Origin of the sequence: Bacillus spizizenii TU-B-10, from assembly GCF_000227465.1 — a bacterium.
GTDB lineage: Bacteria > Bacillota > Bacilli > Bacillales > Bacillaceae > Bacillus > Bacillus spizizenii.
Map to the genome: position 1 here is coordinate 1,366,141 of NC_016047.1, position 24,301 is coordinate 1,390,441.

Genomic DNA, 24,301 nt, shown 5'->3' on the forward strand with positions numbered 1-24,301 from the left:
CTCCCAATCAAAAAAAGGTGTTCATTACAGACAAAGACTATCATATCAAAAGAAACGTGTTTCAAAAAGTAAGTTTAAGGGAAAAGAGACAGCAGAAGGGTGGGTATTGTATGATATATGCAGGTCAAATTCAGAACCAGCAATACGCTCAATATGCAAATAGAACGATTGGACATAAGCAGGATTACGCCGGAACCGAAAAAATCAACTATGTCTCGTTTCAGCGGGTATACAAGGAACTTGAAAAGCAGCAGGAGAATCAAACGGCCGCTGAAAGAAAAGTAAACAAGACAAAACGTAAGCGCTCTCTTTATAAGAGTTTGCGAGAAAAAGGAATGGGCACTTATATTAATCGATATGTATAAAAAACCGTTCACATCAAGAGAACGGTTTTTTATGTGCGGGAAAAATCCGGATCTCAATAGACCCGGATGCTGTTTAGTCTTTAATCATTTGTAAGTGGGGAATGCCGGCATCGAGAAATTCTTTTTCAGAAAGCACGCGATACCCATGTTTCTTGTAAAACGGCACAGCCTGCGTTTGCGCGTTTAAAATGAAACCGGAAGCGCCGCCGTCTGCCGCCGCTTTTTCGAGTGCCTTCATAATGATGCCGCCGACACCGGAGGAGCGGTGGCTTTTCAATACGCAAATCCGCTCTAACTTGCCGTAGCCGTCCTTCATTCGCCATCTTCCGGCGCCGACAGGCTTTCCGCCGTCATACACGACGATATGCTCCGACTCATTTTCAAGTTCGTCAATTTCTTCTTCAGCAGGTACGTTTTGTTCTTTGACAAAGACTTCTTTTCTTACATAAAATGCATCTTTCATTTGTTCTTCATTTTTTGCGATAACTGCTTCCAAACGATTATTCTCCTCCGCCTAGCAAGAAGGTTTCATATACTGTCCACGATCCGTTTTCTAGCTGGTAAAGCAAGTGGAAACGATCAACGATTTCTTCATGCGACACTTCCTGCATTTTTAATTGTCCCAGCACATCTGAATGCTCATCGTCGGAAAGATTTTGGCCGACCGTCACATGCGGAACGAAATTATATTCCTGTTCACCAGCCAACACACCGGTGTATAACTTTTCATTGAGTGTTTTTAATTCTTCCGTCGGCTCTGCTTTGATGTAAATGACATTATTGACAGGCGCAAATGAGCTGTATTTTGTCATTTTGAGAACGATCGGATGGGACTCCTTTGCGATGTTTCTCAGATGTGATACAAGCTGATCCGCTTTCTCCTCTTTACATTCAAACGATGCTCTCAGCGTCAAATGGGGCGGGATCAGGGAATAGCTCGGATCATAGCGCTTTCTGTAAGAGTTCGCAAGGTCTTGGAGTTTTTTTGATGGAAATAAAACGATTCCGTATTTCATATTATGTCCCTCCTGGAAATAAAGTATGATAGAATATCAAAGCATTTTTTTCAGCGCCGGCGTGATGAGCGGCTGCCAGTATGTCCATTTGTGATCTCCGTCAAATGATTCAAAATAATAATCGGAAAGCTTCTCCTCCAGCAGCTGTTTCAGCTCCTGATTCGGTTCTGTAAAGTCCAGAATGTTTCCGTCTGTCGTGTGGACGTCAGTTTCTTTTGTTCCGATTTGGTGATAAATAGAGAGGTGTTTGATATCGTCTGACTGTTTCACAGCTCCCAATACATGTTTGTCAACATAGGGAGACTGCATGATGATGTTTCCGAACATATTCGGATAATCAAGCGCTGTCATAAGAGAAACGGTCGCTCCGAGAGAATCACCGATCAGCGTCCGACCGTAGCCGACTTGATAGGTTGGATACTCGTCATCCGCAAACGGAACGAGCTCATGGGCGATGAACCGTTTATACGCCGAAAATTTTGAGCCTTCCGGATGATAGGTTTTTCTGCGCTCTTTTACATCCTTATAAGGAACACCGATAATAATGCTCCGGTCTATTTCTCGCTTGGACAGCAATTCTTCGACCTGTCTGCCGATTCTCCCCAGCCTGAAATAATCGTGGCCGTCCTGCGCGATAATGACATGGTATTTATAAAGCGGGGAGTAGTTGGACGGCAGATAAACGAGCAATGTCATTTCCTCGTTAAGCTCTTTTGAAAAGAATTTCTTTTCTTGCACTGTGCCGTTTTTCGGTGCCATAATACATTCCTCCAGGACATCACTAGACTTTCTTGCTGTTTTCCATTATTGTACCATGAATTATTAGAAATTTCTCTCTTTAAACTGTTCGGAACTCGAAGAAAAAAGTGTTGAAATAAACTGCAAATTGCGCTAATATAAAACAATCAGAAAATTGAAATCGATATTTCTTATCGTGAGAGGTGGAGGGACTGGCCCTTAGAAACCTCAGCAACCGGCTTGTTTTGCATTATGTGCAAAACGCCAAGGTGCTAAATCCAGCAAGCGTTTTTTATGCTTGGAAGATAAGAAGAAGCGTTAAACCCCTTCTTCTTATGAGGAAGGGGTTTTTTATTTTGAAAAGGGAAGGTGTCAGCTATATGTCACAGCACGTTGAAACGAAATTAGCCCAAATTGGAAACCGAAGCGACGAAGTAACGGGAACAGTGAGTCCTCCTATTTATTTATCAACAGCATACCGCCACAGAGGAATCGGAGAATCTACCGGATTTGATTATGTCCGCACAAAAAATCCGACACGCCAGCTTGTTGAGGACGCGATCGCCAGCTTAGAAAACGGAGCGAGAGGGCTTGCCTTCAGTTCGGGAATGGCTGCCATCCAAACGATTATGGCGCTGTTTAAAAGCGGAGATGAACTGATCGTTTCATCGGACCTATATGGCGGCACATACCGTCTGTTTGAAAATGAATGGAAAAAATACGGATTGACCTTTCATTACGATGATTTCAGCGATGAGGACTGTTTACGCTCTAAGATTACGTCGAATACAAAAGCGGTGTTTGTGGAAACACCGACAAATCCGCTCATGCAGGAGGCGGACATTGAAAAGATCGCCCGGATCACAAAAGAGTACGGTCTTCTGCTGATCGTTGATAATACATTTTATACACCGGTCTTGCAAAGGCCGCTTGAGCTGGGAGCCGACATTGTGATTCACAGTGCAACCAAGTATTTAGGCGGGCATAACGACCTGCTTGCGGGACTTGTCGTTGTAAAGGATGGGCAGCTTGGTGAGGAAATGTTTCAACACCAAAATGCGATCGGCGCCGTCCTGCCTCCGTTTGATTCGTGGCTTCTGATGAGAGGAATGAAGACGCTGAGCCTCAGAATGCGCCAGCATCAGGCAAACGCGCAGGAGCTTGCGGCGTTTTTAGAAGAGCAGGAAGAAATTTCTGATGTACTATATCCCGGAAAAGGCGGCATGCTGTCCTTCCGTCTGCAGAAAGAAGAGTGGGTTAACCCATTTTTAAAAGCGCTGAAGACCATTTGTTTTGCAGAAAGCCTCGGCGGGGTGGAGAGCTTTATTACATACCCTGCCACACAGACACACATGGATATTCCTGAAGAAATCCGCATCTCAAACGGAGTCTGCAATCGTCTGCTGCGTTTTTCAGTCGGAATTGAACATGCAGAAGATTTAAAAGAAGACTTAAAACAGGCGTTATGTCAGGTCAAAGAGGGAGCTGTTTCATTTGAGTAATCACAATTGGACGCTGGAAACCCAGCTCGTGCACAATCCATTTAAAACAGATGGCACAACAGGAGCGGTTAGTGTACCGATTCAGCACGCATCAACTTTTCACCAATCTTCATTTGAAGAGTTTGGCGCGTATGATTACAGCCGCTCAGGAACGCCGACAAGAACAGCGCTCGAAGAAACAATTGCCGCACTGGAAGGCGGAACGAGAGGATTTGCTTTCAGTTCAGGCATGGCTGCGATCTCAACAGCATTTTTATTGCTGTCACAGGGTGATCACGTTCTTGTGACAGAAGATGTATATGGCGGAACCTTCCGCATGGTAACAGAGGTGCTGACCCGGTTTGGCATTGAGCACACGTTTGTTGATATGACGGATAGTAACGAAGTGGCGCGGAATATCAAGCCGAATACAAAGGTCATTTATATGGAGACACCGTCAAATCCGACACTTGGGATTACTGATATTAAAGCGGTTGTTCAGCTTGCAAAAGAAAACGGCTGTTTGACCTTTCTGGACAATACATTCATGACACCTGCACTGCAGCGTCCGCTTGATCTCGGTGTGGATATTGTGCTTCACAGTGCAACAAAGTTCTTGAGCGGACACAGTGATGTGCTCTCAGGCCTGGCTGCTGTAAAGGATGAAGAGCTTGGGAAGCAGCTGTATAAGCTGCAAAACTCGTTCGGCGCCGTCCTTGGCGTGCAAGATTGCTGGCTTGTGCTGCGCGGATTAAAAACATTGCAGGTCCGTTTAGAAAAAGCAAGTCAAACAGCTGAGCGGCTTGCGGAATTTTTCCAGAAGCATCCGGCGGTGAAGCGCGTGTATTATCCGGGGCTGGCTGATCATCCGGGCGCTGAAATCCATAAAAGCCAGTCAACGGGAGCGGGCGCCGTGCTATCTTTTGAGCTTGAAAGCAAAGAGGCCGTTAAGAAATTAGTAGAGAATGTATCACTTCCGGTCTTTGCTGTAAGCCTCGGCGCCGTGGAATCGATTTTGTCTTATCCGGCAACGATGTCTCACGCGGCAATGCCTAAGGAAGAGCGTGAAAAACGCGGCATCACAGACGGCCTGCTCCGTCTTAGCGTGGGAGTCGAACATGCAGACGATTTAGAACGTGATTTCGCACAAGCGCTGAAAGAAATTGCGCCAGTGGCGATTCGTTAAAAAGAAGCCGGGGATGGCCCCGGCTTCTTTTGTTATTCATCATCAGGATTCAGAATCGCGAGGACTTGATGATCCTCCCAAACGCCGTTGATTTTCACATTTTTCCGGGCGATGCCCTCTTTATGAAATCCCGCTTTTTCCAATACACGCATGGACCCGAGATTGCGGGGCATCACACCGGCTTCAATACGGTGCAGTTTCAATTCGTGAAACGCAAAATCAACAATCAATTTGACGGTCTCTGTCATAAGGCCCTTTCCATTATGGGCTTTGTCTAAAAAATACCCGATGAACGCAGTTTGCAGCGCCCCGCGGATGATTTGAAAGAGCGAAACCGTCCCGATTAATGTATTGTCTGACGCAGCGAAAATGCCGAAATGATACTCTTCATCTTCCTCCAGTCTTTGCTGATACTCTGCTATTCTTTTTCTTTGCCCCTCAACCGTATAGTAATCGTCTGCGCGTATCATGGAGAACTGTTCAAAGAAGTCCTGATTTTCGCTTTGCAGTCGCAGATTTTCTTCCGCATCCTTTACTTCTAAAGGTCTTACATAGATGTTTTTTCCTTTTAACATATCAGTGATCTCTCCGTTCTCATGTCAGCATTCCTCTTACATTATTCTGAGGAAACTGTAAAAATCCTTTTTATAAGAAAGAAGAAAACCAGTTTCCCATAAAGGTGCCGACATAGTTCCCAATTAAGTAGCCGAGCGTACCAACAAGCATGATCGGGGCGACAAGTTCCCGCCATCCCTTGGCAATTGCCATCGCAGCTGCGGTCGTAGGCCCCCCGACAGCAGCGTTGACAGCGAGCAGAATTTCTTCAAGCCGCACGCGGAACAATTTTCCGACGGCTAAGGAAACAGTTAAATTGCTAATCGCAATGATAAACACAAATAATAGAATAAAAGGCGCATTGGTAACGATTAAGCGCAGATCTGCAGGAATGCCGATCACCACAAAAAACAAATATATCAAAAAGGTTCCAAGCTCTTGAGATCCATTAAGCCTTTCAAAAAACGAGGGAATAGAAAAATGATAAGAACAGTTAAAGACGTGAGCATCAGATACTGATCGCCAAGCGTTCCGGTCAAAAGGGGATGAGAAAAAAGGCTTTTAAAAAAGCCGGAAATCTTCACACTAACTGCAACAAGCGCAAAAGCAGCACCGGCATTAAAAGCGATATCCTTTAAGGAAATGTCCTTCCGTTTCCAATAGCTTTCTGCACTGTTTCCGCTCTTTCCATCGGCTTTTACTTTTTCTTCAAACGGCATAGCATAATGCCGCTGAAACCATTTAACTGCAGGAATGCTGATTAATATAAAAAACAAAAGCGCCATCATAACATTATCAGCCACAACGGTAGCTGACACATATTCCCCCGGTGTCTCAAATTTTGCCGCCATCGCCGCAAAATTGATCCCGCCGCCGATATAAGAGGCGCTGATCATCCCGCCGATTTTATCTAAATAAGGAATATGCTGTTTGAGTAGAAAAAAAGCAAGGATGCTGCCGAGCACAGTTCCAGCGGAGCTAATCAGAAATATAAACAGCAAACGCCTGCTTTCCTTAAAAATCTGCCGCACATTGATCTGAAACAGCAAAAGGGGAATCGCCAGGGGCACCACATAAGCCCACACAGTATCATACACAGGCGACTCAACAGGAAGCACTCCTATATTTGTAAACACCATAGCACCTAAAAGCGCAATGATAGCACCCGACACAGCGGACGCCCACTTAAAGCGCTGCTCCAGCCCGATGCTCACTGCCGCCCACACCGCAATAAATCCCCACAATACCCAAACATCATCAGAAGAAATCAAAGAATGCAAAACCCCATCACTCCTATTGTTAGAAAATTAAGACATATTATAATAGCCGGGGAACGGAACAGCAAGTCCGAAAAAAAGTTTTTCTAAAAAAGCAGTTGACGAATAGAAGGGAAGGTTATATAATAGAACTTGTCAGAAAGACAACAACATACCCAGCAACACATACATATCATGATTCCGTAGCTCAGCTGGGAGAGCGCTACCTTGACAGGGTAGAGGTCGCTGGTTCGAGCCCAGTCGGAATCATAGCTTAAACCCTTGCACAGCAAGGGTTTTTTACTTTTTATAGGGGCTGTCGGTTTTATTAATGCAGTATATGATTTAAATGAAAACCTAGGAATAATATTGAGTTGAGAAGATAAAATAAAAACCCCATTTCTAAAGTCCAAAATGGGGTTATTTCAATATCATATTAAGTTGCTGCTCTATCTGCGACCTTATAAGTGGACTGCTCAGAAAGAGCGTATGAAGCGCTGGATACTCCAACAATGCCAAGCAAGAGCGCTAAACAAATTGCAATTTTACATTTTTTCATTTAAATGTTTCCCCCTTTGAATTTGTTTACGTGCTTCAATTGCCATTTGATAAAAATCGACCGCATCATGTCTGTCTTCTTTGTTGGTCAAAAAATCAGCAACAGCAACAGCGTATTCTTCCATATCACCATAAAGGTTTTTCTCTTTGAAGAACTTGAACACTTCTCTAAGTGTTTGTAAGTCAAATGATAAATAAAGACCTTTAACCAGTTTTAATTTCTCGGTTACTTCCTGGTTGTTGTGTCGAGCAGCAACCTTCTGACCTTCCTGGTATAATTCTAATGCAGCCTTTACATCATTCTTCTTTGCTTTGACATATGCAAGATTAAAAATCGCTTTGGACTCATAAATGTGCTTTCGATCCTTATGAATTTCATAGGCGATTTGAAAATGTTTCTCAGCATTGTCAAGTTCTTCAAGGTTATTATAACATAACCCCACATTAAAATGAGCTGAACCAATTAAATGTTGCTCCCCTATTTCTAGGGCATCTTTTAAAGCTTTTTCAGCTGTTTCTAAAGCATCCTCATAACACATTTTGTCTAGCCAATTCCCAAATATAACAAATTGACATTGGACCATTTCTTTGCCATATGTAAGGTTACCCTGAGCATCTTTTTGCTCCTTAAATATAGAGTATGCTCGCTGAGCATAATTCATTGAAAAATGAGTCTCTTTCATATAGTAATAGACTTCAGACACTTTGAAATAGAACTCTGCCTTATCTGTATTTGCGTTTTCATCTAATAAATCAAGATATTTTTCTGCTTCGCGATAATATGTTAAAGCAATAACTAAATCTCTCGTTCTAAAATGATACATGCCGGTAAAAAAATTATAATAGAACTCTATTGTATTCGTGAGGGATTCAGGGGCCATATTTTCCCTTGTCTTTTTGAGATCAGAATAAACACCATCTATATTTTTAACAGAGTCAGGTTCGAGATACGACAGCATTATTTCGTGCCGTAGCTTTAATAGCTGGAGATAGACTGCTACTTTTTCATTTTTCTCCATCATATCGAATTCTTTTTCAACTTTTTGTTTCATTTCTTTTGCTTTCTCAACTCGACCCTGCTTTATGACAACATACCAATGATTAATGTCTGTAGTTACATAATGATATGGTATTAAATCCGAAACAGACAATCAAATACCTCCTTTTATTTACATATATTTAATATTATACCACCAAGGGCACACTCTAATAGAACCATTTTTCGAAAAAACTTTCTATTCAGACTGAAATAAAGGTCAGAATAAGCATAAATAAGGACATCTGATACGGACCCTTTAGCTTGCTTTAGAATTATAGAAAGTTGGTCTAAAAGGCTCCCAATGTCGTTTAATGATTTATAAATGATATCTACATTTTTCAAGAAAATGTTATAATGAAAAGCCATAAAATGATATGAAGAGGGGCAATTTCGATGCATTACATAACGGCATGCTTAAAAATCATCAGTGATAAAGACCTTAATGAAATAATGAAGGAATTCAAAAAACTTGAGGAAGAAACGAACAAAGAAGAAGGGTGTATCAAATTCCATGCTTATCCGCTTGATCCATCAGAACGTAAAATAATGCTTTGGGAGATTTGGGAAAACGAAGAAGCTGTGAAAACCCATTTCACGAAAAAACACACAAAAGACGTTCAACAACAAGAATTAACGGAAGTAGAATGGTTAATGAAAAGCAATGTGAATGATTAAAAGGCTTTTTAAAAAGAGAGATAAAGTTGGCAGTTTGTTGTCCAACTCTATCAACAATCATCCTTTTCATTCAGAAGTCATCAGATGTACAATTCAATAGCCTTGAAGTTATAGGGCTGGTCAGAATCGAATATACTTGTTCAAAAGGCATCAACTAACTTGACAGGGGAGAGGTCGCTAGTTCGAGCCCAGTCGGAATCATACACGGCGGTTAGAAGCGTTATCACGTTTCTAGCCGTTTTTTTGCGTTGACTTAGTCGTATTAAGGCGGAGAATAGCGGTGGACCATTACGTGTCTGAGCGTTTCTTATTCTATTAAATGGGAATGGGAAGCGGGTAACGTACTTGATCATAGAACACTCTAATAACATAAAAAACCTTTTTTCCGGAACCTTCGGTAAAAAACGAAACTTTTGAATCTATGATTTTACGTTATAATGTAAACGGTTACATTTATAATATACTTATACTATCTATTTGTTCAAGTGGATATTGACAGGAAGGATAGAAAAACAGATGAAAAACATGAATACAAGGCAAAAAGAGATTTTGTATCTGTTGTTATCTGAACCTGATGACTATTTAGTTGTGCAAGATTTCGCAGACAGGGTACAGTGTTCTGAAAAAACGATCAGGAATGATTTGAAAGCGATCGAGGATTATCTGAATGAACATTCTCATGCTCAGCTCATTCGGAAACCAGGGTTAGGCGTCTTTTTACATATAGATGAACAGGAAAGGACCTGGTTAAGCCAACAATTACATACAGAACATTTTTATTCTAGGCAGCGAACCGATGAGGAAAGAATGCTGCACATTGCTTATGACTTATTAATGAATCTAAAGCCTGTTTCTGCAAAAGAAATTGCCGCTCAGCATTTTGTTAATCGATCTTCCATTAAAAAGGATTTATGTGCGGTAGAGGAGTGGCTGAAGCGATTTGACCTCACGCTGGTTTCGAGGCAGCGGCTTGGTTTGAAGGTTGATGGGAACGAAAAAAATAAAAGAAAAGCATTGGCAAGAATATCTGATTTGATTGATAACACGGAGTTTACTAGCCAATTTATTAAAAGTAAGTTCTTAAGTCACGAAGTAGATTTTGTAGCGAAAGAAATCAAATCATTACAAAAAGAGCATTCGCTTTATTTCACAGATGAGACGTTTGAGAGTTTGCTGTTGCATACATTGTTCATGATCCGCCGAATCAAAATGAAGCAGCCGATCTCGATATCTCCAAGAGAACTGGCAGCAGTAAAAAAGAAGAAAGAATATCAATGGACATTTGCTTGTTTACAACGGCTTGAACCGGTTTTTGCAATCCGCTTTCCTGAAGAAGAGGCCGTGTATTTGACATTACATATATTGGGCGGGAAAGTTCGTTATCCATTACAGAAAGAAGAAAACCTTGAAAATGCAGTGCTTCCAAAGGTTGTAATGCATTTAATCAACCGTGTTTCAGAGCTGAAAATGCTGGATTTTCATAAAGATCAGGATTTGATCAACGGATTGAATATTCATCTCAATACAGTGTTACAGCGGCTGAGCTACGATCTTTCTGTATCAAATCCTATGCTTAATGACATCAAAAAGATGTACCCTTATTTGTTTCATCTGATCATTGACGTTCTGGAAGACATCAATCAAACGTTTGATCTTCATATCCCTGAGGAAGAGGCAGCATATTTAACGCTGCATTTTCAGGCAGCAATCGAACGGCTGCATCACAGCAGTGATACACATAAAAAGGCGATCATCGTTTGTCACATGGGTATTGGGATGTCACAATTGCTGCGGACAAAAATTGAACGGAAATGTCATCAAATCGCTGTAATGGCCTGTATCGCAAAAGCCGATTTAAAGGACTTCATAAAACAGCATGAGGATATCGATCTTGTCATTTCAACCATAGCTCTGGAAAATATAACGATCCCATATATTGTTGTATCTCCGCTTTTGGAGCCTTCAGATGAGAAGGAATTACTTGCATTTGTGCATCAGCTTGATAAACCACAGCGCCAAAAACAAAAAACCTTTCAGATGCTGAACAATACGACTCCTTTTTTGGTTTTTTTACAGCAAGAGGCAGAGCACCGCTATAAGGTAATTGAACAGCTGGCGACAGCTTTGTTTGAGAAAGGCTATGTTGAAAAGGAATACGCGGTTCATGCGGTTATGAGGGAAAAAATGGCGGCGACAAACATTGGGGCAGGCATAGCCATTCCTCATGCGAACGCTAAATATATCAAACAATCAGCAATCGCAATTGCCACATTAAAAGAGCCGCTTGATTGGGGAAATGAGAAAGTATCGCTTGTTTTTATGCTGGCTGTCAAACACGAGGATCAAAATATGACAAAGCAGCTGTTTCGTGAGCTTTCATACCTGAGTGAGCAGCCGGCCTTCGTGCAGAAGCTGACGAAAGAAACAAACGTCATGACATTTTTATCTTATTTGGATTATTAAAAGCAGGGAGGCATTCCTTGCTTTTTTTGTTTATAGGGAAAAATGCCGTTATTTCCGGAACTTATGGTAAAAAAAGCGATTTTAACGGCATGATTTCGGTATACAGTTGAGACAAGATCTTGTTATTCACACTTTAAAGGAGGTTTCGTATGAAACTGTTAGCGATTACATCTTGTCCGAACGGAATTGCCCATACGTATATGGCAGCGGAAAATCTGCAAAAAGCAGCTGACAGATTAGGCGTTAGCATCAAGGTTGAGACCCAGGGCGGAGTCGGGGTAGAAAATGAGCTAACCGCAGAGGAAATTCAGGAAGCGGACGCGATCATTATTGCGGCAGACCGCTCGGTAAACAAAGATCGATTTATAGGCAAAAAACTGCTGTCTGTCGGGGTTCAGGACGGCATTCGTAAACCGGAAGAATTGATTCAAAAAGCACTTAGCGGGGATATACCGGTCTATCGTTCCGCTTCAAAATCGGAATCCGGTAATCATCAGGAGAAGAAACAAAATCCGATTTACCGTCATTTAATGAACGGCGTTTCATTTATGGTTCCTTTTATTGTTGTCGGCGGATTATTGATAGCGGTTGCATTAACGCTTGGGGGCGAGAAAACACCTAAAGGCTTAGTTATTCCGGATGATTCCTTCTGGAAAACGATTGAACAGATCGGCAGTGCTTCATTTTCATTTATGATTCCGATTTTAGCCGGCTATATCGCATATAGCATCGCTGATAAGCCGGGGCTTGTGCCAGGGATGATCGGCGGATATATTGCAGCGACTGGAAGTTTTTATGACAGCGCAAGCGGCGCCGGTTTCCTCGGTGGAATCATTGCCGGATTTTTGGCTGGCTATGCTGCACTTGGGATAAAAAAATTAAAAGTGCCAAAAGCAATCCAACCGATCATGCCAATTATTATCATTCCGGTGTTTGCATCACTGATTGTAGGTTTAGCGTTTGTGTTTTTGATCGGCGCACCTGTAGCTCAAATTTTCACATCTTTAACGGTTTGGCTGGCGGGGATGAAAGGATCGAGCTCGATCCTTCTGGCACTGATTTTAGGCGCGATGATCTCATTTGATATGGGCGGTCCCGTAAACAAGGTGGCATTTCTGTTTGGATCGGCCATGATTGGAGAAGGAAATTATGAAATTATGGGGCCAATTGCCGTCTCCATTTGTATTCCGCCGATTGGCCTTGGAATTGCAACGTTTTTTGGAAAAAGAAAATTCGAGGCGTCACAAAGAGAAATGGGGAAAGCGGCATTTACGATGGGGCTCTTTGGCATCACTGAAGGAGCCATTCCATTTGCGGCACAGGATCCTCTTCGAGTCATTCCCAGTATTATGGCAGGTTCTATGACGGGTTCTGTGATAGCGATGATTGGCAATGTGGGAGACAGAGTAGCGCACGGCGGGCCTATCGTTGCAGTGCTTGGTGCAGTTGATCATGTCTTGATGTTTTTTATTGCTGTATTGGCGGGATCTCTGGTCACTGCTCTGTTCGTCAATGTACTAAAAAAGGATATTACGGCGGCGTCCCCTGTGCTCAGCGAAGCGGCACCCCCAAGTGAAGCTGCTGCAGCAAAAGAAATACCGCAGCAGATTCAAGCCGAAAGCCAAAAAGCTGAGATGACGGAAATCAAAAAACTGACAGACATCATCAGCCCCGAGCTGATTGAACCACATTTATCAGGGGAAACCAGGGATGACATTATTGATGAAATGATTCAAACATTGTCCCGCAAAGGTATGCTGCTGTCCGAGAGCGGGTTTAAACAAGCCATTTTGAATCGTGAACAACAGGGAACAACGGCGATTGGCATGAATATCGCAATTCCGCACGGGAAATCTGAGGCGGTCAGGAAGCCGAGTGTTGCCTTTGGAATCAAACGATCAGGTGTTGACTGGAACAGCCTGGATGGATCAGATGCAAAATTAATCTTTATGATTGCTGTACCGAAAGAGAGCGGAGGGAACCAGCATCTGAAAATATTGCAGATGTTATCCCGAAAACTAATGGATGATAGCTATAGGAAGCAGCTGCTCTCCGTGCAAACAAAAGAAGAAGTATACAAGCTACTGGATGAAATCGTGTAATGCGGGGGGATTTTCATGACGGCTGAACCGTTATTTTTCAAGCCTGTTTTCAAAGAGAGGATTTGGGGCGGCACCGCTTTATCTGCTTTCGGCTATAACATTCCGTCAGAACGAACGGGGGAGTGCTGGGCTTTTGCTGCTCATCAAAATGGACAAAGCGTTGTTCAAAACGGAATGTATAAAGGGTTTACGCTCTGCGAATTATGGGAGCAACACAGATATTTATTCGGACATCTTGAAGGGGACCGTTTCCCTCTTCTTACAAAAATGTTAGATGCAGACCAAGATTTATCCGTTCAGGTGCATCCGAATGATGAGTTCGCCAAAATACATGAAAACGGGGAACTCGGAAAAACCGAATGCTGGTACATCATTGATTGCGAAAAAGATGCTGAGATCATTTACGGACACAACGCAAAAACAAAGGAAGAACTGATCTCGATGATTGAACTTGGAGAATGGGACGAACTTTTGCGCCGGGTAAAGGTAAAGCCGGGGGATTTCTTCTATGTGCCAAGCGGTACCGTTCATGCGATTGGAAAAGGCATTCTCGTTTTAGAGACGCAGCAGAATTCAGATACAACCTACAGATTATATGATTATGAACGAAAAGATGCAGAAGGCAAGCTGCGCGAGCTTCATCTGGAGAAGAGCATAGAAGTGATAGAGGTTCCATCTATCCTAGATCGGCAAACAGTTCATCATGAACAAATAGAGGAGTTATTTACAACAACATTGATTGAATGCGCTTACTTTTCGGTAAAAAAGTGGAATTTATCAGGATCAGCAAGCCTACAACAACAAAAACCATTCCTTCTTATCAGTGTTATTGAAGGGGAAGGCCGAATGATATCCAGTGGGTATCTCAATACCTTCAAAAAAGGAGATCATATGTTGCTGCCCTACGGTTTTGGAGAATTTAAACTGGAGGGACAGGCAGAGTGCATTGTCTCTCATCTATAATTGTTTAATGTAGCAGACTAAAGTGTTGCTGAATGTGGAAAAACCCTTCTTAAATTGGAGGGTTTTTATGTCCTTTATTTTAGTCCCACCCGCATTCACGATTTAAAGTCTGACGTTCTTTAAGTTCGTGGTTTTACATTATTTTGTTTAACGTTGTTAATTAAACCTTGAATCGGCTGTAACACATTTTTTCTGCTGTTATTTTTTCTTAAAACAATTGCAGCTATACTAGCTCCTCAACCTAAAAGAGACACCCACATCATCCCTCTGTTTCGGCGGTTATTCACCGGAAATGATTCATTTTAGAGCAACTTTCTATCATGATTTTTGTTTCGATACTTAGTTTTCGCAAAAAGAGAAATTGATATGCTGGAATGATAAAGATGGAATTCAAGAAAGAATATATAAGAATGCAACGAATTAAAGTAAACATGCTGGACAAACTTATAGGGATTAAAAAGAAGAAAGGAGGATGGAAATGAAAAAATGGCTGCAAATCGTTAGTGCGTTGTTTCTATCGAGTTTTGTATTAATGGGCTGTAATAATGGTCAAGATAATAATGATAATAATAACAATGCTCCGGATGTTGAGGAGAACGATCAAGATAATAACGGCAACAACCAAGATACTGACAATAACAACGCTCCAGGTGTCGATGAGGATGATACCATCAATAAAGATGATGAAAAAGATAATGATCCTGATCCTGAAGATCCAGTTGAGGATCCTGAAGATACCGATAAAGATAGAAAAGACGAGTAAGGAAACTGTACAAATATTGTTTGAAGAAAAACCCGCTCTCAGTTTAGAGGGAGGGTTTTATCTCTTTGCATGGGCTTTTTTATTGTTTTACATGGTAACGTATCTCCAATGCATAAAATCTTCTGACTTATGCTCCAATTCAAACCCTAAGGTCTCTAAAATATGTTGTGAACCAAAATTGTTATGTTCACATCTAGCTGTGATATGGTTCACCGTATCTTGGCTTAAGGCCCAGTTTATTATTTTTTGGGCAGCCTCAACACAATACCCTTTGCGGCGTTGGCTTTTATTTGTTGCAAAGCCGATTTCAATCATGCCATTCGTATCCGGGTCACCTAAAAATCCGGTTCCTCCTACAATTTCATGATTGTCCTTCTTTACAATAATCCATGAATCAAATCCTTTTGTTCCATTGTTTTTAACTAATTTCTCGCGGAAATAAGGGATGGCTTCAAAAAAATCAGGATTTGGCCATTCACCATTTGTTTCATAACCTAGGTCTTTAATGGCCTGATGATCTCGTTTAGATGCAGCGTTAAGAAGGGGAATATCAATCGTTTTTAAAAGCAGCCGATTTGTTTCAAGAACCATATATCTAATCCTCTTTTCTTTTAACTGGTAATCATGATAACATATTGAAATATTTATCGGTGCAAAAATTCTTGGACAACATGAAGAACATGAGCTGAATTTGAAATGAATTGTTTTATTGAAACCAAATTTCTACGGGCACCAACTTCCTTTCGCACTGTCTTGACGGGGAAAGATCGGAAGTGTCATAAATCCAAAACGGGTAGGAAAGCGCTGATATCAAAGCGTTCCTACCCGTTTTTCTGTTTCTGCTGAAAACATTTTGTACTACCTTTTCGCAATCAAGTAAAGCGATATCGCTCTTTGGGTTTGAACAGGGTTATGAATGATTATGACCCATTGGTTTCTTCTCCTTGGAAAGCTTGCGATTGCATACAATGGAGCAGTATCACGTGGGGTAAACCCGCCATTAATCACTTGTATATCTCTTCCTTCAAGATGACAAACAAGATATTCACCAGGATCTATTACCTGTTGGCCAGCCCATGCGAAGGAATAAAAGCCGTCTCCGAGATCCTCAGAGGAAGATGGCGGTATAATGCCATCTACATTCAGTGTGATTTCTCTTCTTCGCTGTCTTTCTGAAAAGTCTGGATTTCTTTGAGTGTTATGAGTATGTGTAAAGTAAGGAATTAACGCGGGACCATAATAGTAATGATACAAAGCAACCACTCCTTAATTTTACATTCATACAAATTGTATGTTATTACATGTCGTTCATTCCTTTTTGTTTCGTATTTTGGCTTTCTAGAGGTTTTTCTCTCTTTTGAACATGCAGGTTAATAGCATATGTCTGTTTTCGATGATAGTATTTATATATTAATCACAGTATATTTAGGTTTTTTTCGATAGTGGGGGAAAAGTATGGCGAAAAAAATGGCAAAAACAAATGCGGTTCGTTTGATAAAACAGCAGAACATCTCCTATGAGTTATTAGGGTATAAAACAGAAGGCGGCCAACCGGTAGATGGCATCTCTGTTTCGGAAAAAATCGGTTATCCTTCAGAATATGTATATAAAACATTGGTGGCAACAGCAGGAGCAAAAGATTATTACGTCTTTGTTGTACCCGTTGCAGAAGAATTAGATGTAAAAAAGGCAGCAAAAGTAATAGGAGAAAAGAAAATAGAAATGATTGCGATGAAGGAATTATTAGGGGTAACTGGCTATGTTCGCGGCGGCTGTTCACCAATTGGCATGAAAAAATCGTTCCCGACCTATATTGATGCAGCCGCTAAAACACTTGATTTTATCATTGTCAGTGCAGGGAAAATCGGTATGCAGCTAAAGGTGGCGCCTCAAGATTTAGCGAAAGCATGCGATGCCGCATTTGCAGAAATTGTATAGATGGCACGCAATGAAGATAAACCGAAAAAGCTTAGTCATATGGACTAAGCTTTTTCCACATCTCTTTCAAATATGATCTCAAAATAAGCAGCTGCTCCATACCCATCTATACTGGGAGCGAAAATCTGAATGAATGTCCAGCCTCTTTTCGCATAGTCATGGATGATTTGCTGGTAGTCTTCTTTAGGCCTTCTTCTCATCGTACTCAGTTCAACTCTTACGAATTCATACTCTTTCATCGTTTGATCCCTCCTATTAAGGTATACGTAAGAGTGAGAGGGATGTTCCGAAAACATGGGTGTAGGGCAAAAGTAAAATTTGTAATAGAAATAAGGCCTTACGAGTGTCCACTTTCTCAATGTCTTCTTTATAAATGGTGCAACACATGAAATTCTTTTCCGCTTCTGCAATGACCCCAACAATAACAAGCGTAAGTTTTCAATGAAATAGGTCTGCAACAGCTCGCTTCCACCAACCTTGACAGCGGGTTCCGTTTCAATTTTCTAGACTTCCAAATCTATGAACATAGGCAAACTATCATATGGATAATCGGTACAATTTCTCTTACTGTCCTTGTATGCAGATAAAGACAAAGTCTATTTTTTTGTTTGTTTTTGGCTTATAATACCTGATGATGGAAAAAGAGTTCGAGTTTATAGAGCGAACACCCGATAGTAAGCTGGGGGACGTGCTGTCTTTTCGTTTATGGGTTTATTTTTTCTTGTATCGGCTTTAAGAAAAAAGTGCATTTCCCGATTGACTTATTCTAATGTTCTTATTTTCATTAGGCGAGAGTACAGCAGCAGACGGTTCGAGCTTTCCGCTGCTTAGTTTATCGCAAAAGATCTGCTTTTTCTCTGAAGCAGTTTTCATCTGTTTGCCTGAACTTTGCAAAATGGCTGGCTGAAAAAACAAGGATATCATTCAATTAAAACATGCAACGATGCAGACATGTTTTGTATCCGACTGGACTTTACCTCATCATTTATTTTGCATTTCAGTAATATTTTAAGAAGGCGATGGTATTTCATGAACAAAGAAACTTTAAAAAACATACTCATGATTTTTTCAATATGCGCAACCCTCCGAGAAACCGATGGTATGCGTATTGCCCATAGCTGGATTTTGAGTGAAATCGTACGATTTTTGATTTGCATGGCTGTGTTTTTGATCGTGACATTTCTATTAGATGCTGTTTTTCAAAATAAAAAAGAGTCACATTAATGTGTGGCTCTTTTTGCATAACATCATCTGATCAAAAACATCACAAATGAATCAACCATCATGATCAAAAACAGCAAGCAAAAATAAATGAGCGAGTAGACAAACATATCCTTTGCCCACTTGACGTCATCGTCCGTTTTGAATCCCTGAATGCTTTTTTTGATCCATATGCCTCCGAGAACCAGGGCAGCTAAGAAATAAAATGGGCTGATATGGCCGGTGCCGAGAGAAAAAGGAAATAATAGCGTGACCGGTACCAGAACTGCAATATATTGAATCATTTTTATTTTTGTTACATGATTTCCTTTTACAACCGGCAAGAGCGGGACGCCTGCTGCCCGATATTCCTCTTTGCGTCTGATCCCAATCGCCCAAAAATGCGGGGGCTGCCACAGAAACATAATCGCGTACAACAGCACTGCAGTCATACTGATGTCTCCGGTTACCGCACAATACCCCATCAACGGCGGCGCAGCTCCCGGGAAGCTCCCGACAAATGTGCTCCACACAGAGGTTCGTTTCACCCATACTGTATAGATTATTGCATAAAAAATAAAGGCAGCCAGTCCGAGAAGGGCAGTTAATGGATTGAGGGAATACAGCATTGCAAGGCCTGCGATTCCTAAGACGGAGCCATACGTTAAGATCATGGCAGGCGGCATTTTCCCTGTGACGGAGGCCCTGCTGCGGGTGCGTGCCATTTTTGCGTCCATATGCCGATCAAAAAAGTTGTTATAAACAGTGCCGGAAGCCATTACAAACGCAGTTCCAAGCATTGCTGTCACCATTGTCATCAAAAAAGCCATTCCGGTTAATGGTTTTTCTGCGCTTGCAAACGCGATCCAAAATCCGCCGAAGGCTGCTATCGAGTTTGATATGATAATGCCGGGTTTTGCAAGTTTGATAAAATCGTAAACTGTTACCCGGTTCGAAGCTTTTATGTATTTCGTTTCAGATAGAGCTGCAGAATCTCTTGTATTCTCCAAAAACAGACGCCTCCCCCAAAACTGCATGCTTTTGTTATCGTAACAAGAGGGCTATGGAATCACAATTATTTCCTATATTTGTCATGATATTGTCATTTTTTAAAACAAAAAAATGGGGAGCTGGACTGCCCCCATTTTGGTAAACGGCGTTTAGTATCCGTATCCTCCGCCGTATCCTCCACCATATCCTCCGCCGTATCCTCCACCATATCCTCCGCCGTAACCGTACCAAGGGTAGTAAGGCGGGCGTGGGCGCGGGTAATAGTAAGGCGGACGCGGATAAAACGGATAGAACGGTCTTGGGTAATAATAAGGCGGATAAAATGGCGGTCTCGGGCGCTGATAATAATAAGGCTGTCTTTCATCATAAGGTGTAATTTGTTCAAATGTCTGTTCATTCAAAGGATAATCCAAGAGGAAAACCTCCCTAGTTTTTTTATTCCTTTTACCATATTCTTGATGTTTAGGTTGGGTGTATGTACATTCGAGAAATCGGATTTTTTTTATGATGAAATCCCTGAAAAAGGATTGACAAGAACTTCTAAATCTCATAGTATTACAAATGTGAAATAAATGTTACTCTAATGTTACAAAAGTATTTCTAAATAGATACAGTTCTAACTGATGAAAAATAAATCGAAACGGTTATGAAAGAAGGAATTTGGGTTGTTGGCAAAAAGAATCAAATGGTTTCATGTATTAATAGCAGTCGTATGTGTGGCGGGCCTTATCGGCTTTTTTCATAATTCATTAAAAAAAGAAACGGTTATGAATAAAGTAAAAACTGATTCTCAGTATGGGAATGTGGAGATCGCAACGCTTGTGAATGACGGGAAAACCTTCAATTACGCGGTCAACTATCCCGTTTTCAAAAATAAAAAAATGGATTCGGTATTAAAGAGTTTCGCAGAGAAAGAGGTTCGCCAATTTCAGAAGGAAACAAAAGACGTTGACCAGGAACATACGACAAAGCGCAACGAATTAAATGTTGATTATAAAATTGTCCATTATGCCAAGCAGACTGTAGCGATTGTATTTAATGAATATAAATATATCGGCGGTGCACACGGGCAAACTGTGAAAAAAACGTTCAACTATGATTTTAGTAAACAAGCTTTTCTTTCAATCGATGATATTTTCAAAGAGGACGCTGACTATTTACATAAGCTCTCGTTAATCGCTTATCATGAGCTGAAAAAGGATAAGGACATTGCTGCAGACGATGCGCTGTTAAAGGAAGGAACGGCACCGAAAAAAGATAATTTCAGCCGCTTTGCCATCAAGGAAGATTATATCGAATTTTATTTTGATACATATCAGGTCGCAGCAGGTTATCTTGGAGAGCAATCGATTGCCATTAAGAAAAGCCTTTTGAAAGACATCGTGAAAGAACAATATATTGATAAAGCAAAAAACAAAAATAAAATCAAAGAGAAAAAGCCGAAGCATGAAGTGATTTCTTTGCCCAAAGAAGAAGCGGTTGATCCAAATCAAAAAGTCATTGCGCTTACTTTCGACGACGGCCCGAATCCTGCGACAACAAATCAGATTCTGGACTCCTTGAAGAAATATAAGGGACATGCCACGTTTTTTGTTCTCGGGAGCAGGGTGCAATATTATCCGGAAACGCTAAAAAGAATGCTGAAGGAAGGAAATGAGGTGGGGAACCATTCGTGGAGCCATCCGCTTCTCACAAGGCTTTCAGTGAAAGAGGCGTTAAAGCAAATCAATGACACGCAAGATATCATTGAAAAAATAAGCGGATACCGCCCGACGCTTGTAAGACCTCCATACGGCGGGATTAATGATGAGCTGCGGAGTCAATTGAAAATGGATGTCGCATTATGGGATGTTGATCCGGAAGATTGGAAAGACCGAAACAAAAAAACAATCGTTGACCGTGTCATGAGCCAGGCGGGAGATGGAAGAACCATCTTGATTCACGACATTTACCGCACCTCTGCTGATGCTGCCGATGAAATTATCAAAAAGCTCACTGATCAAGGCTATCAATTGGTGACGGTCTCTCAGCTTGAAGAGGTTAAAAAACAAAGAGAAGCAAATTAATACGTAAAGGCTGCCGCGGATATTGCCCGGACAGCCTTTTTTCTTTTTAATAAGAGCCTGTGGTGGCCCAAACATTCAGGTTGGGTCCTGAATACTTGCCGAAAGCGTAAGAAGTCCTTGGATCTAAATCATATACCATCGGTGTATAACAAGATTTTTGCCCGGCCACCGCTTTTCCATTGCCGCCTGCAGAATCACAATTATATCTCTTTCCGTCCGTGTTCCGGGTAATCTCCGCATTTGCTTCAAAGCCTGACGTCAATGTATGATTCATCGTGATTTTTGCCCAAGCCGTTTTACATGTACTGCTGAATTTAAGCTCGACTACTCCGATGACTTGATTGTTGGCATTCACTAAGTTTGAGGATTTTTTTGTAGAGCCGCTGGACGCACAATCATTGTAATAAGGGCTTTTTCCATCATAGGCATGGGTTTCCGCATTGGCGGGCGCTCCTTTGACGGCAAAAACAAATACAACTGCGAATAACACCAATGAAGCCTTCGTAAACAGTTTTTTCATGTCCTTTATGACCTCCTTAATATGGCAAACAATAAATCATACGGAGGAACAATCAAAACATGCATGCTTTTTTGTGAACAATAAAGGCGGCCGGGAGGATGGAGTTCTTGGCCGCCTTTGGTGTGGGGGTTAACCTTTTATATCAATGGTTTGTCCGAGCGTCGGATGCTGAATCATCTTTAAGGTTTGATCGGCATTTTGCTGGGCGGTGTCCAGCATTTTTTTCGTTAAGGCGATATCAACATTTTGGGCAAGGGATGCTTGGTGCATCGCAACTGATAAAGCAGGAATATCCATCGTTCCACCTCCTATGCCTTACCTATCGGCGGCTTTGGATGATTTTACAGTGAAAAATGGCTTAATTTTCCCTGTTGACCCTTACGCTGCGGCATACCGTATGTTTTTGACAAGGGGGGAATCAGGATGAACCTTGCAATGGGAAAGACCTTTGAGCAATATGAAAAGCTGTTTTCAATGGTAGAAGAGAAAAGAGAGGATGAATTTCGGTATATGATAGATGAGGCCGTTTGAAAAGATGTGGAGCGCCATCCAAGTTCCCCTGAGAGCGAAGGAGCCGAACGGCTATGATGTAATCATGGCTGTGAAAATGCTTGGTTATTTGGATGTCCGTGATGCTGAAGCCGGGCAGCAAGCATTAAGGATACTGAAAGAATCACATGCTGCAGAGACAGCTGAATCTGCGCTCCGGCAATGTATCTATTTTGCAGAGCGCGAACAGTTGCGGGTGAATGCAGACGAGATCAAATTCGGCCTTTACATCGCCGATCCAAATAAGCTTCAGCTGCAAAAAGGCTACTGCGGATTTGGCGGGATACCGGGATTTATACATGTATGGATGAATCCGGACAGCTATAACCTGCCAAGGATACCTTCAATTATTGCTCATGAGTTTCATCATAATTTGCGGTTTTCGTATGTTGATTTTCATCATGGCTCTGTGAGTGTCGGAGATTATCTTGTGATTGAAGGTTGGCTGAATCATTTGCCAGAGAGCTGTTTGGCGAGGCTCAATTGGGTCCTTGGGTAACACGCTTTGATCAAGATCTTTGCAGTATTCCATTGAAGTCATCAATGAGGTGCTGGATGTGAAAGGCTTTTCGGAAGTAAGCCGTTATATGTTTGGTGATCCAATTGCGAAAGTCCAAGGCTTTGAGCCTGCCGGATTATCGGCTTTTGCGGGTTATGCCGTTGGGTATCACGCCGTTCAGTCATTTATGGATAAGCATCAAGTCACGATAAGCGAGGCCACGCTCTTGGATGCGGAGACCATTCTGTCTCAGTGCGGGCTGTTTTCCAAATGAAAAAAGCGTCACATATAGCGGCACTTTTTGATTCCCAGAACCAGCCGTTCTATGGCGGCACAAAAGGCAATTCCAATCGTATACGCTTCGATATCGCTCCATAAAAATCCGTACCCCAGTACAAGTCCGCCAAGAGAAGTGTCTCTGATCCGGTCGATCCACTCGGCGTGATACAACTGGCTGATTTCAATGATAAAACAGAAAGAAAGACTGATAATGCCCGACAACATTGTCCTCATTTTCTGAAATAGAAACCCGCATCCCGTAAAGATCATGGCAGCCCAAAGCGAGTCTCCCAGATAAGTATTGATGGTATTGGGCAGAACATTGGAGAACGCTCTTGATCCCAGCCCCAGCACCATGATCAGAATGGTGACAGCTGCATATATCCATCGATTTCGCTTCATTGAGAATTGATACCCCGTCTCTGCTTCATCTCCCATGTATTGTAAGGAATATATCTTCTATTTGTCCAATAAAAAAGCGGCTGAACAGCCGCATGATGGGTTTATTTTGCTTTAAGGTTTACATGGTCAGCGGTCTGGTCCTTGCCAATTACAAAATGAAGTTCATATCGGCCTGTGTCATATACATAGTCGATTTCATCGGTAAACGGGACGGTTAACACTCGATTCGCGGGGCCTATTTCATTCCGCAGCATTTCCGGGGTAACTCCGCCTAAATTCAGCTGCCGTTCGACACCGGTTCCATAGTAGCGGATTTCTGAAATTGTCATATCTTTATGATAGGAAAATCCGTAGCCCGGGTTCCCCATATTCCAGTGATATAAATCAAACCGATTGTCTCCTCTGGACGGTCGTTCGGGTTCCCCTAATGTAGCATGGACATCGCCTTTCGTGCTTTTGTTAACTGTAAGGCCTTGCACCTGCTGAGGCATTTCCCCTGTGTAGGCGGAGTTGTAAAGATTTTTGACAAGCTCGGCGGCTGATTGGTTTGTGTTTTCAGAGAGCGAGGTTGTTTGAGTTACGGCGTTTGCCGGTGTTGAAAAGGACGCCGCCCCAAAGCCGGAAAGAGAGCCTGTCAGTGCTGCTGCCGCGGTTAGAACAGACATTGCTTTTTTCAT

Annotated in this window: 24 protein-coding genes, 1 tRNA gene, 2 pseudogenes and 1 riboswitch; of the genes and pseudogenes, 12 read left to right on the plus strand and 15 right to left on the minus strand. The window is 41.9% G+C overall.

The window, feature by feature from the left end; translation table 11 throughout:
- Positions 1 to 110 precede the first annotated feature (110 nt).
- Positions 111 to 365, plus strand: a complete 255-nt coding sequence (locus GYO_RS28770; protein WP_014113405.1) for a hypothetical protein — start codon at positions 111 to 113, stop codon at positions 363 to 365.
- A 73-nt stretch (positions 366 to 438) separates the two neighbouring features.
- Here GYO_RS28770 and GYO_RS28775 read toward each other — a convergent pair whose 3' ends face one another.
- The 3 genes from GYO_RS28775 to GYO_RS28785 are packed head-to-tail and all read right to left on the minus strand — an operon-like array spanning position 439 to position 2,140.
- Positions 439 to 861, minus strand: coding sequence for a GNAT family N-acetyltransferase (locus tag GYO_RS28775; RefSeq protein WP_014113406.1), 423 nt, complete (start codon positions 859 to 861; stop codon positions 439 to 441).
- A 4-nt stretch (positions 862 to 865) separates the two neighbouring features.
- A complete protein-coding gene (locus tag GYO_RS28780; protein ID WP_014113407.1) occupies positions 866 to 1,381 on the minus strand; it encodes a YjcG family protein in 516 nt (171 codons plus the stop codon).
- Positions 1,382 to 1,417: 36 nt separating this feature from the next.
- Positions 1,418 to 2,140 (minus strand): esterase family protein, encoded by a 723-nt coding sequence (locus GYO_RS28785; RefSeq protein WP_014113408.1) that lies wholly within the window; start codon positions 2,138 to 2,140, stop codon positions 1,418 to 1,420.
- Positions 2,141 to 2,307: 167 nt separating this feature from the next.
- Positions 2,308 to 2,431, plus strand: a riboswitch (SAM riboswitch).
- Positions 2,432 to 2,499: 68 nt separating this feature from the next.
- Between GYO_RS28785 and metI the strand changes: the two genes are divergently transcribed.
- The gene (gene metI / locus GYO_RS28790; protein WP_041521156.1) at positions 2,500 to 3,621 is read left to right on the plus strand and encodes a cystathionine gamma-synthase/O-acetylhomoserine thiolyase; all 1,122 of its coding nucleotides are present in this window, start codon (positions 2,500 to 2,502) and stop codon (positions 3,619 to 3,621) included.
- On the plus strand, positions 3,614 to 4,786 hold the full coding sequence (gene metC, locus GYO_RS28795; protein ID WP_014113410.1) for a cystathionine beta-lyase: 1,173 nt from the start codon (positions 3,614 to 3,616) through the stop codon (positions 4,784 to 4,786). Before metI ends, metC begins: the two co-directional genes overlap by 8 nt.
- Positions 4,787 to 4,818: 32 nt before the next feature.
- Here the strand turns inward: metC and GYO_RS28800 are convergent, their stop codons facing one another.
- Together GYO_RS28800 and GYO_RS28805 are read right to left on the minus strand one after the other, a co-directional pair.
- Positions 4,819 to 5,361 carry a GNAT family N-acetyltransferase gene (locus tag GYO_RS28800; protein WP_014113411.1) on the minus strand — a complete coding sequence of 181 codons (543 nt, stop codon included), beginning with the start codon at positions 5,359 to 5,361 and terminating at the stop codon, positions 4,819 to 4,821.
- Positions 5,362 to 5,431: 70 nt separating this feature from the next.
- Positions 5,432 to 6,621: pseudogene (locus GYO_RS28805) on the minus strand (DUF819 family protein).
- 173 nt (positions 6,622 to 6,794) lie between these two features.
- Here GYO_RS28805 and GYO_RS28810 point away from each other — a divergent pair.
- Positions 6,795 to 6,867, plus strand: a tRNA-Val gene (locus GYO_RS28810).
- Between the two features lie 275 nt (positions 6,868 to 7,142).
- Here GYO_RS28810 and GYO_RS28815 read toward each other — a convergent pair.
- Complete coding sequence (locus GYO_RS28815; RefSeq protein ID WP_014113412.1) at positions 7,143 to 8,306, minus strand: response regulator aspartate phosphatase; 1,164 nt, start codon at positions 8,304 to 8,306, stop codon at positions 7,143 to 7,145.
- 281 nt (positions 8,307 to 8,587) lie between these two features.
- Between GYO_RS28815 and GYO_RS28820 the strand changes: the two genes are divergently transcribed.
- The 5 genes from GYO_RS28820 to GYO_RS28840 all read left to right on the plus strand — a co-directional run bounded on the left by GYO_RS28820 (position 8,588) and on the right by GYO_RS28840 (position 15,160).
- On the plus strand, positions 8,588 to 8,869 hold the full coding sequence (locus GYO_RS28820; RefSeq protein WP_014113413.1) for a putative quinol monooxygenase: 282 nt from the start codon (positions 8,588 to 8,590) through the stop codon (positions 8,867 to 8,869).
- Positions 8,870 to 9,385: 516 nt separating this feature from the next.
- The gene (manR, locus tag GYO_RS28825) at positions 9,386 to 11,332 is read left to right on the plus strand and encodes a mannose transport/utilization transcriptional regulator ManR (protein WP_014113414.1); all 1,947 of its coding nucleotides are present in this window, start codon (positions 9,386 to 9,388) and stop codon (positions 11,330 to 11,332) included.
- Positions 11,333 to 11,481: 149 nt separating this feature from the next.
- Positions 11,482 to 13,434: a PTS mannose transporter subunit IIABC gene (manP, locus tag GYO_RS28830; RefSeq protein WP_014113415.1), complete on the plus strand. Its 1,953-nt coding sequence runs from the start codon at positions 11,482 to 11,484 to the stop codon at positions 13,432 to 13,434.
- 15 nt (positions 13,435 to 13,449) lie between these two features.
- Complete coding sequence (gene manA / locus GYO_RS28835; protein WP_014113416.1) at positions 13,450 to 14,397, plus strand: mannose-6-phosphate isomerase, class I; 948 nt, start codon at positions 13,450 to 13,452, stop codon at positions 14,395 to 14,397.
- Between the two features lie 478 nt (positions 14,398 to 14,875).
- The gene (locus GYO_RS28840; protein WP_014113417.1) at positions 14,876 to 15,160 is read left to right on the plus strand and encodes a hypothetical protein; all 285 of its coding nucleotides are present in this window, start codon (positions 14,876 to 14,878) and stop codon (positions 15,158 to 15,160) included.
- Positions 15,161 to 15,247: 87 nt separating this feature from the next.
- Here GYO_RS28840 and GYO_RS28845 read toward each other — a convergent pair whose 3' ends face one another.
- A complete protein-coding gene (locus GYO_RS28845; protein ID WP_014113418.1) occupies positions 15,248 to 15,751 on the minus strand; it encodes a GNAT family N-acetyltransferase in 504 nt (167 codons plus the stop codon).
- A 267-nt stretch (positions 15,752 to 16,018) separates the two neighbouring features.
- Entirely contained in the window at positions 16,019 to 16,414 is a 396-nt protein-coding gene (locus tag GYO_RS28850) for a hypothetical protein (protein ID WP_041520920.1), read from the minus strand.
- A 201-nt stretch (positions 16,415 to 16,615) separates the two neighbouring features.
- Here GYO_RS28850 and ybaK point away from each other — a divergent pair, with 201 nt between their 5' ends.
- Positions 16,616 to 17,098 carry a Cys-tRNA(Pro) deacylase gene (gene ybaK, locus GYO_RS28855; RefSeq protein WP_014113420.1) on the plus strand — a complete coding sequence of 161 codons (483 nt, stop codon included), beginning with the start codon at positions 16,616 to 16,618 and terminating at the stop codon, positions 17,096 to 17,098.
- A 44-nt stretch (positions 17,099 to 17,142) separates the two neighbouring features.
- On the opposite strand, the gene GYO_RS28860 is transcribed toward ybaK, so the two are convergent.
- From GYO_RS28860 to GYO_RS28875, 3 genes are all read right to left on the minus strand, one after another.
- Positions 17,143 to 17,337, minus strand: a complete 195-nt coding sequence (locus GYO_RS28860; RefSeq protein WP_014113421.1) for a DUF4177 domain-containing protein — start codon at positions 17,335 to 17,337, stop codon at positions 17,143 to 17,145.
- 1,008 nt (positions 17,338 to 18,345) lie between these two features.
- Positions 18,346 to 19,335, minus strand: coding sequence for a heme o synthase (cyoE, locus tag GYO_RS28870; protein WP_079288569.1), 990 nt, complete (start codon positions 19,333 to 19,335; stop codon positions 18,346 to 18,348).
- Between the two features lie 123 nt (positions 19,336 to 19,458).
- Positions 19,459 to 19,722 (minus strand): hypothetical protein, encoded by a 264-nt coding sequence (locus GYO_RS28875; RefSeq protein WP_041520921.1) that lies wholly within the window; start codon positions 19,720 to 19,722, stop codon positions 19,459 to 19,461.
- Positions 19,723 to 19,974: 252 nt separating this feature from the next.
- On the opposite strand from GYO_RS28875, the gene pdaC reads away from it, so the two are divergent.
- Positions 19,975 to 21,375, plus strand: coding sequence for a peptidoglycan-N-acetylmuramic acid deacetylase PdaC (pdaC, locus tag GYO_RS28880; RefSeq protein ID WP_014113425.1), 1,401 nt, complete (start codon positions 19,975 to 19,977; stop codon positions 21,373 to 21,375).
- A 46-nt stretch (positions 21,376 to 21,421) separates the two neighbouring features.
- On the opposite strand, the gene GYO_RS28885 is transcribed toward pdaC, so the two are convergent.
- Positions 21,422 to 21,895, minus strand: a complete 474-nt coding sequence (locus tag GYO_RS28885) for a YjfA family protein (RefSeq protein ID WP_014113426.1) — start codon at positions 21,893 to 21,895, stop codon at positions 21,422 to 21,424.
- Positions 21,896 to 22,024: 129 nt separating this feature from the next.
- Positions 22,025 to 22,192, minus strand: a complete 168-nt coding sequence (locus tag GYO_RS28890) for a YjfB family protein (RefSeq protein ID WP_014113427.1) — start codon at positions 22,190 to 22,192, stop codon at positions 22,025 to 22,027.
- Positions 22,193 to 22,318: 126 nt separating this feature from the next.
- Between GYO_RS28890 and GYO_RS28900 the strand changes: the two are divergent.
- A pseudogene (locus tag GYO_RS28900) lies at positions 22,319 to 23,217 on the plus strand (DUF2268 domain-containing putative Zn-dependent protease).
- 8 nt (positions 23,218 to 23,225) lie between these two features.
- Here the strand turns inward: GYO_RS28900 and GYO_RS28905 are convergent.
- Positions 23,226 to 23,624 carry a ribosomal maturation YjgA family protein gene (locus GYO_RS28905; RefSeq protein ID WP_041521157.1) on the minus strand — a complete coding sequence of 133 codons (399 nt, stop codon included), beginning with the start codon at positions 23,622 to 23,624 and terminating at the stop codon, positions 23,226 to 23,228.
- A 101-nt stretch (positions 23,625 to 23,725) separates the two neighbouring features.
- Positions 23,726 to 24,301 carry a YjgB family protein gene (locus tag GYO_RS28910; RefSeq protein ID WP_014113430.1) on the minus strand — a complete coding sequence of 192 codons (576 nt, stop codon included), beginning with the start codon at positions 24,299 to 24,301 and terminating at the stop codon, positions 23,726 to 23,728.

Bases quoted from the DNA above. Each gene is read 5' to 3' on its own strand.
- GYO_RS28770 (WP_014113405.1), top strand. From the start codon at position 111: ATGATATATGCAGGTCAAATTCAGAACCAGCAATACGCTCAATATGCA.
- GYO_RS28780 (WP_014113407.1), bottom strand. From the start codon at position 1,381: ATGAAATACGGAATCGTTTTATTTCCATCAAAAAAACTCCAAGACCTT.
- GYO_RS28785 (WP_014113408.1), bottom strand. From the start codon at position 2,140: ATGGCACCGAAAAACGGCACAGTGCAAGAAAAGAAATTCTTTTCAAAA.
- metI (WP_041521156.1), top strand. From the start codon at position 2,500: ATGTCACAGCACGTTGAAACGAAATTAGCCCAAATTGGAAACCGAAGC.
- GYO_RS28800 (WP_014113411.1), bottom strand. From the start codon at position 5,361: ATGTTAAAAGGAAAAAACATCTATGTAAGACCTTTAGAAGTAAAGGAT.
- GYO_RS28820 (WP_014113413.1), top strand. From the start codon at position 8,588: ATGCATTACATAACGGCATGCTTAAAAATCATCAGTGATAAAGACCTT.
- manR (WP_014113414.1), top strand. From the start codon at position 9,386: ATGAAAAACATGAATACAAGGCAAAAAGAGATTTTGTATCTGTTGTTA.
- manP (WP_014113415.1), top strand. From the start codon at position 11,482: ATGAAACTGTTAGCGATTACATCTTGTCCGAACGGAATTGCCCATACG.
- manA (WP_014113416.1), top strand. From the start codon at position 13,450: ATGACGGCTGAACCGTTATTTTTCAAGCCTGTTTTCAAAGAGAGGATT.
- GYO_RS28840 (WP_014113417.1), top strand. From the start codon at position 14,876: ATGAAAAAATGGCTGCAAATCGTTAGTGCGTTGTTTCTATCGAGTTTT.
- GYO_RS28845 (WP_014113418.1), bottom strand. From the start codon at position 15,751: ATGGTTCTTGAAACAAATCGGCTGCTTTTAAAAACGATTGATATTCCC.
- ybaK (WP_014113420.1), top strand. From the start codon at position 16,616: ATGGCGAAAAAAATGGCAAAAACAAATGCGGTTCGTTTGATAAAACAG.
- GYO_RS28860 (WP_014113421.1), bottom strand. From the start codon at position 17,337: ATGAAAGAGTATGAATTCGTAAGAGTTGAACTGAGTACGATGAGAAGA.
- cyoE (WP_079288569.1), bottom strand. From the start codon at position 19,335: ATGCAGTTTTGGGGGAGGCGTCTGTTTTTGGAGAATACAAGAGATTCT.
- GYO_RS28885 (WP_014113426.1), bottom strand. From the start codon at position 21,895: ATGAAAAAACTGTTTACGAAGGCTTCATTGGTGTTATTCGCAGTTGTA.
- GYO_RS28890 (WP_014113427.1), bottom strand. From the start codon at position 22,192: ATGGATATTCCTGCTTTATCAGTTGCGATGCACCAAGCATCCCTTGCC.
- GYO_RS28905 (WP_041521157.1), bottom strand. From the start codon at position 23,624: ATGAAGCGAAATCGATGGATATATGCAGCTGTCACCATTCTGATCATG.
- GYO_RS28910 (WP_014113430.1), bottom strand. From the start codon at position 24,301: ATGAAAAAAGCAATGTCTGTTCTAACCGCGGCAGCAGCACTGACAGGC.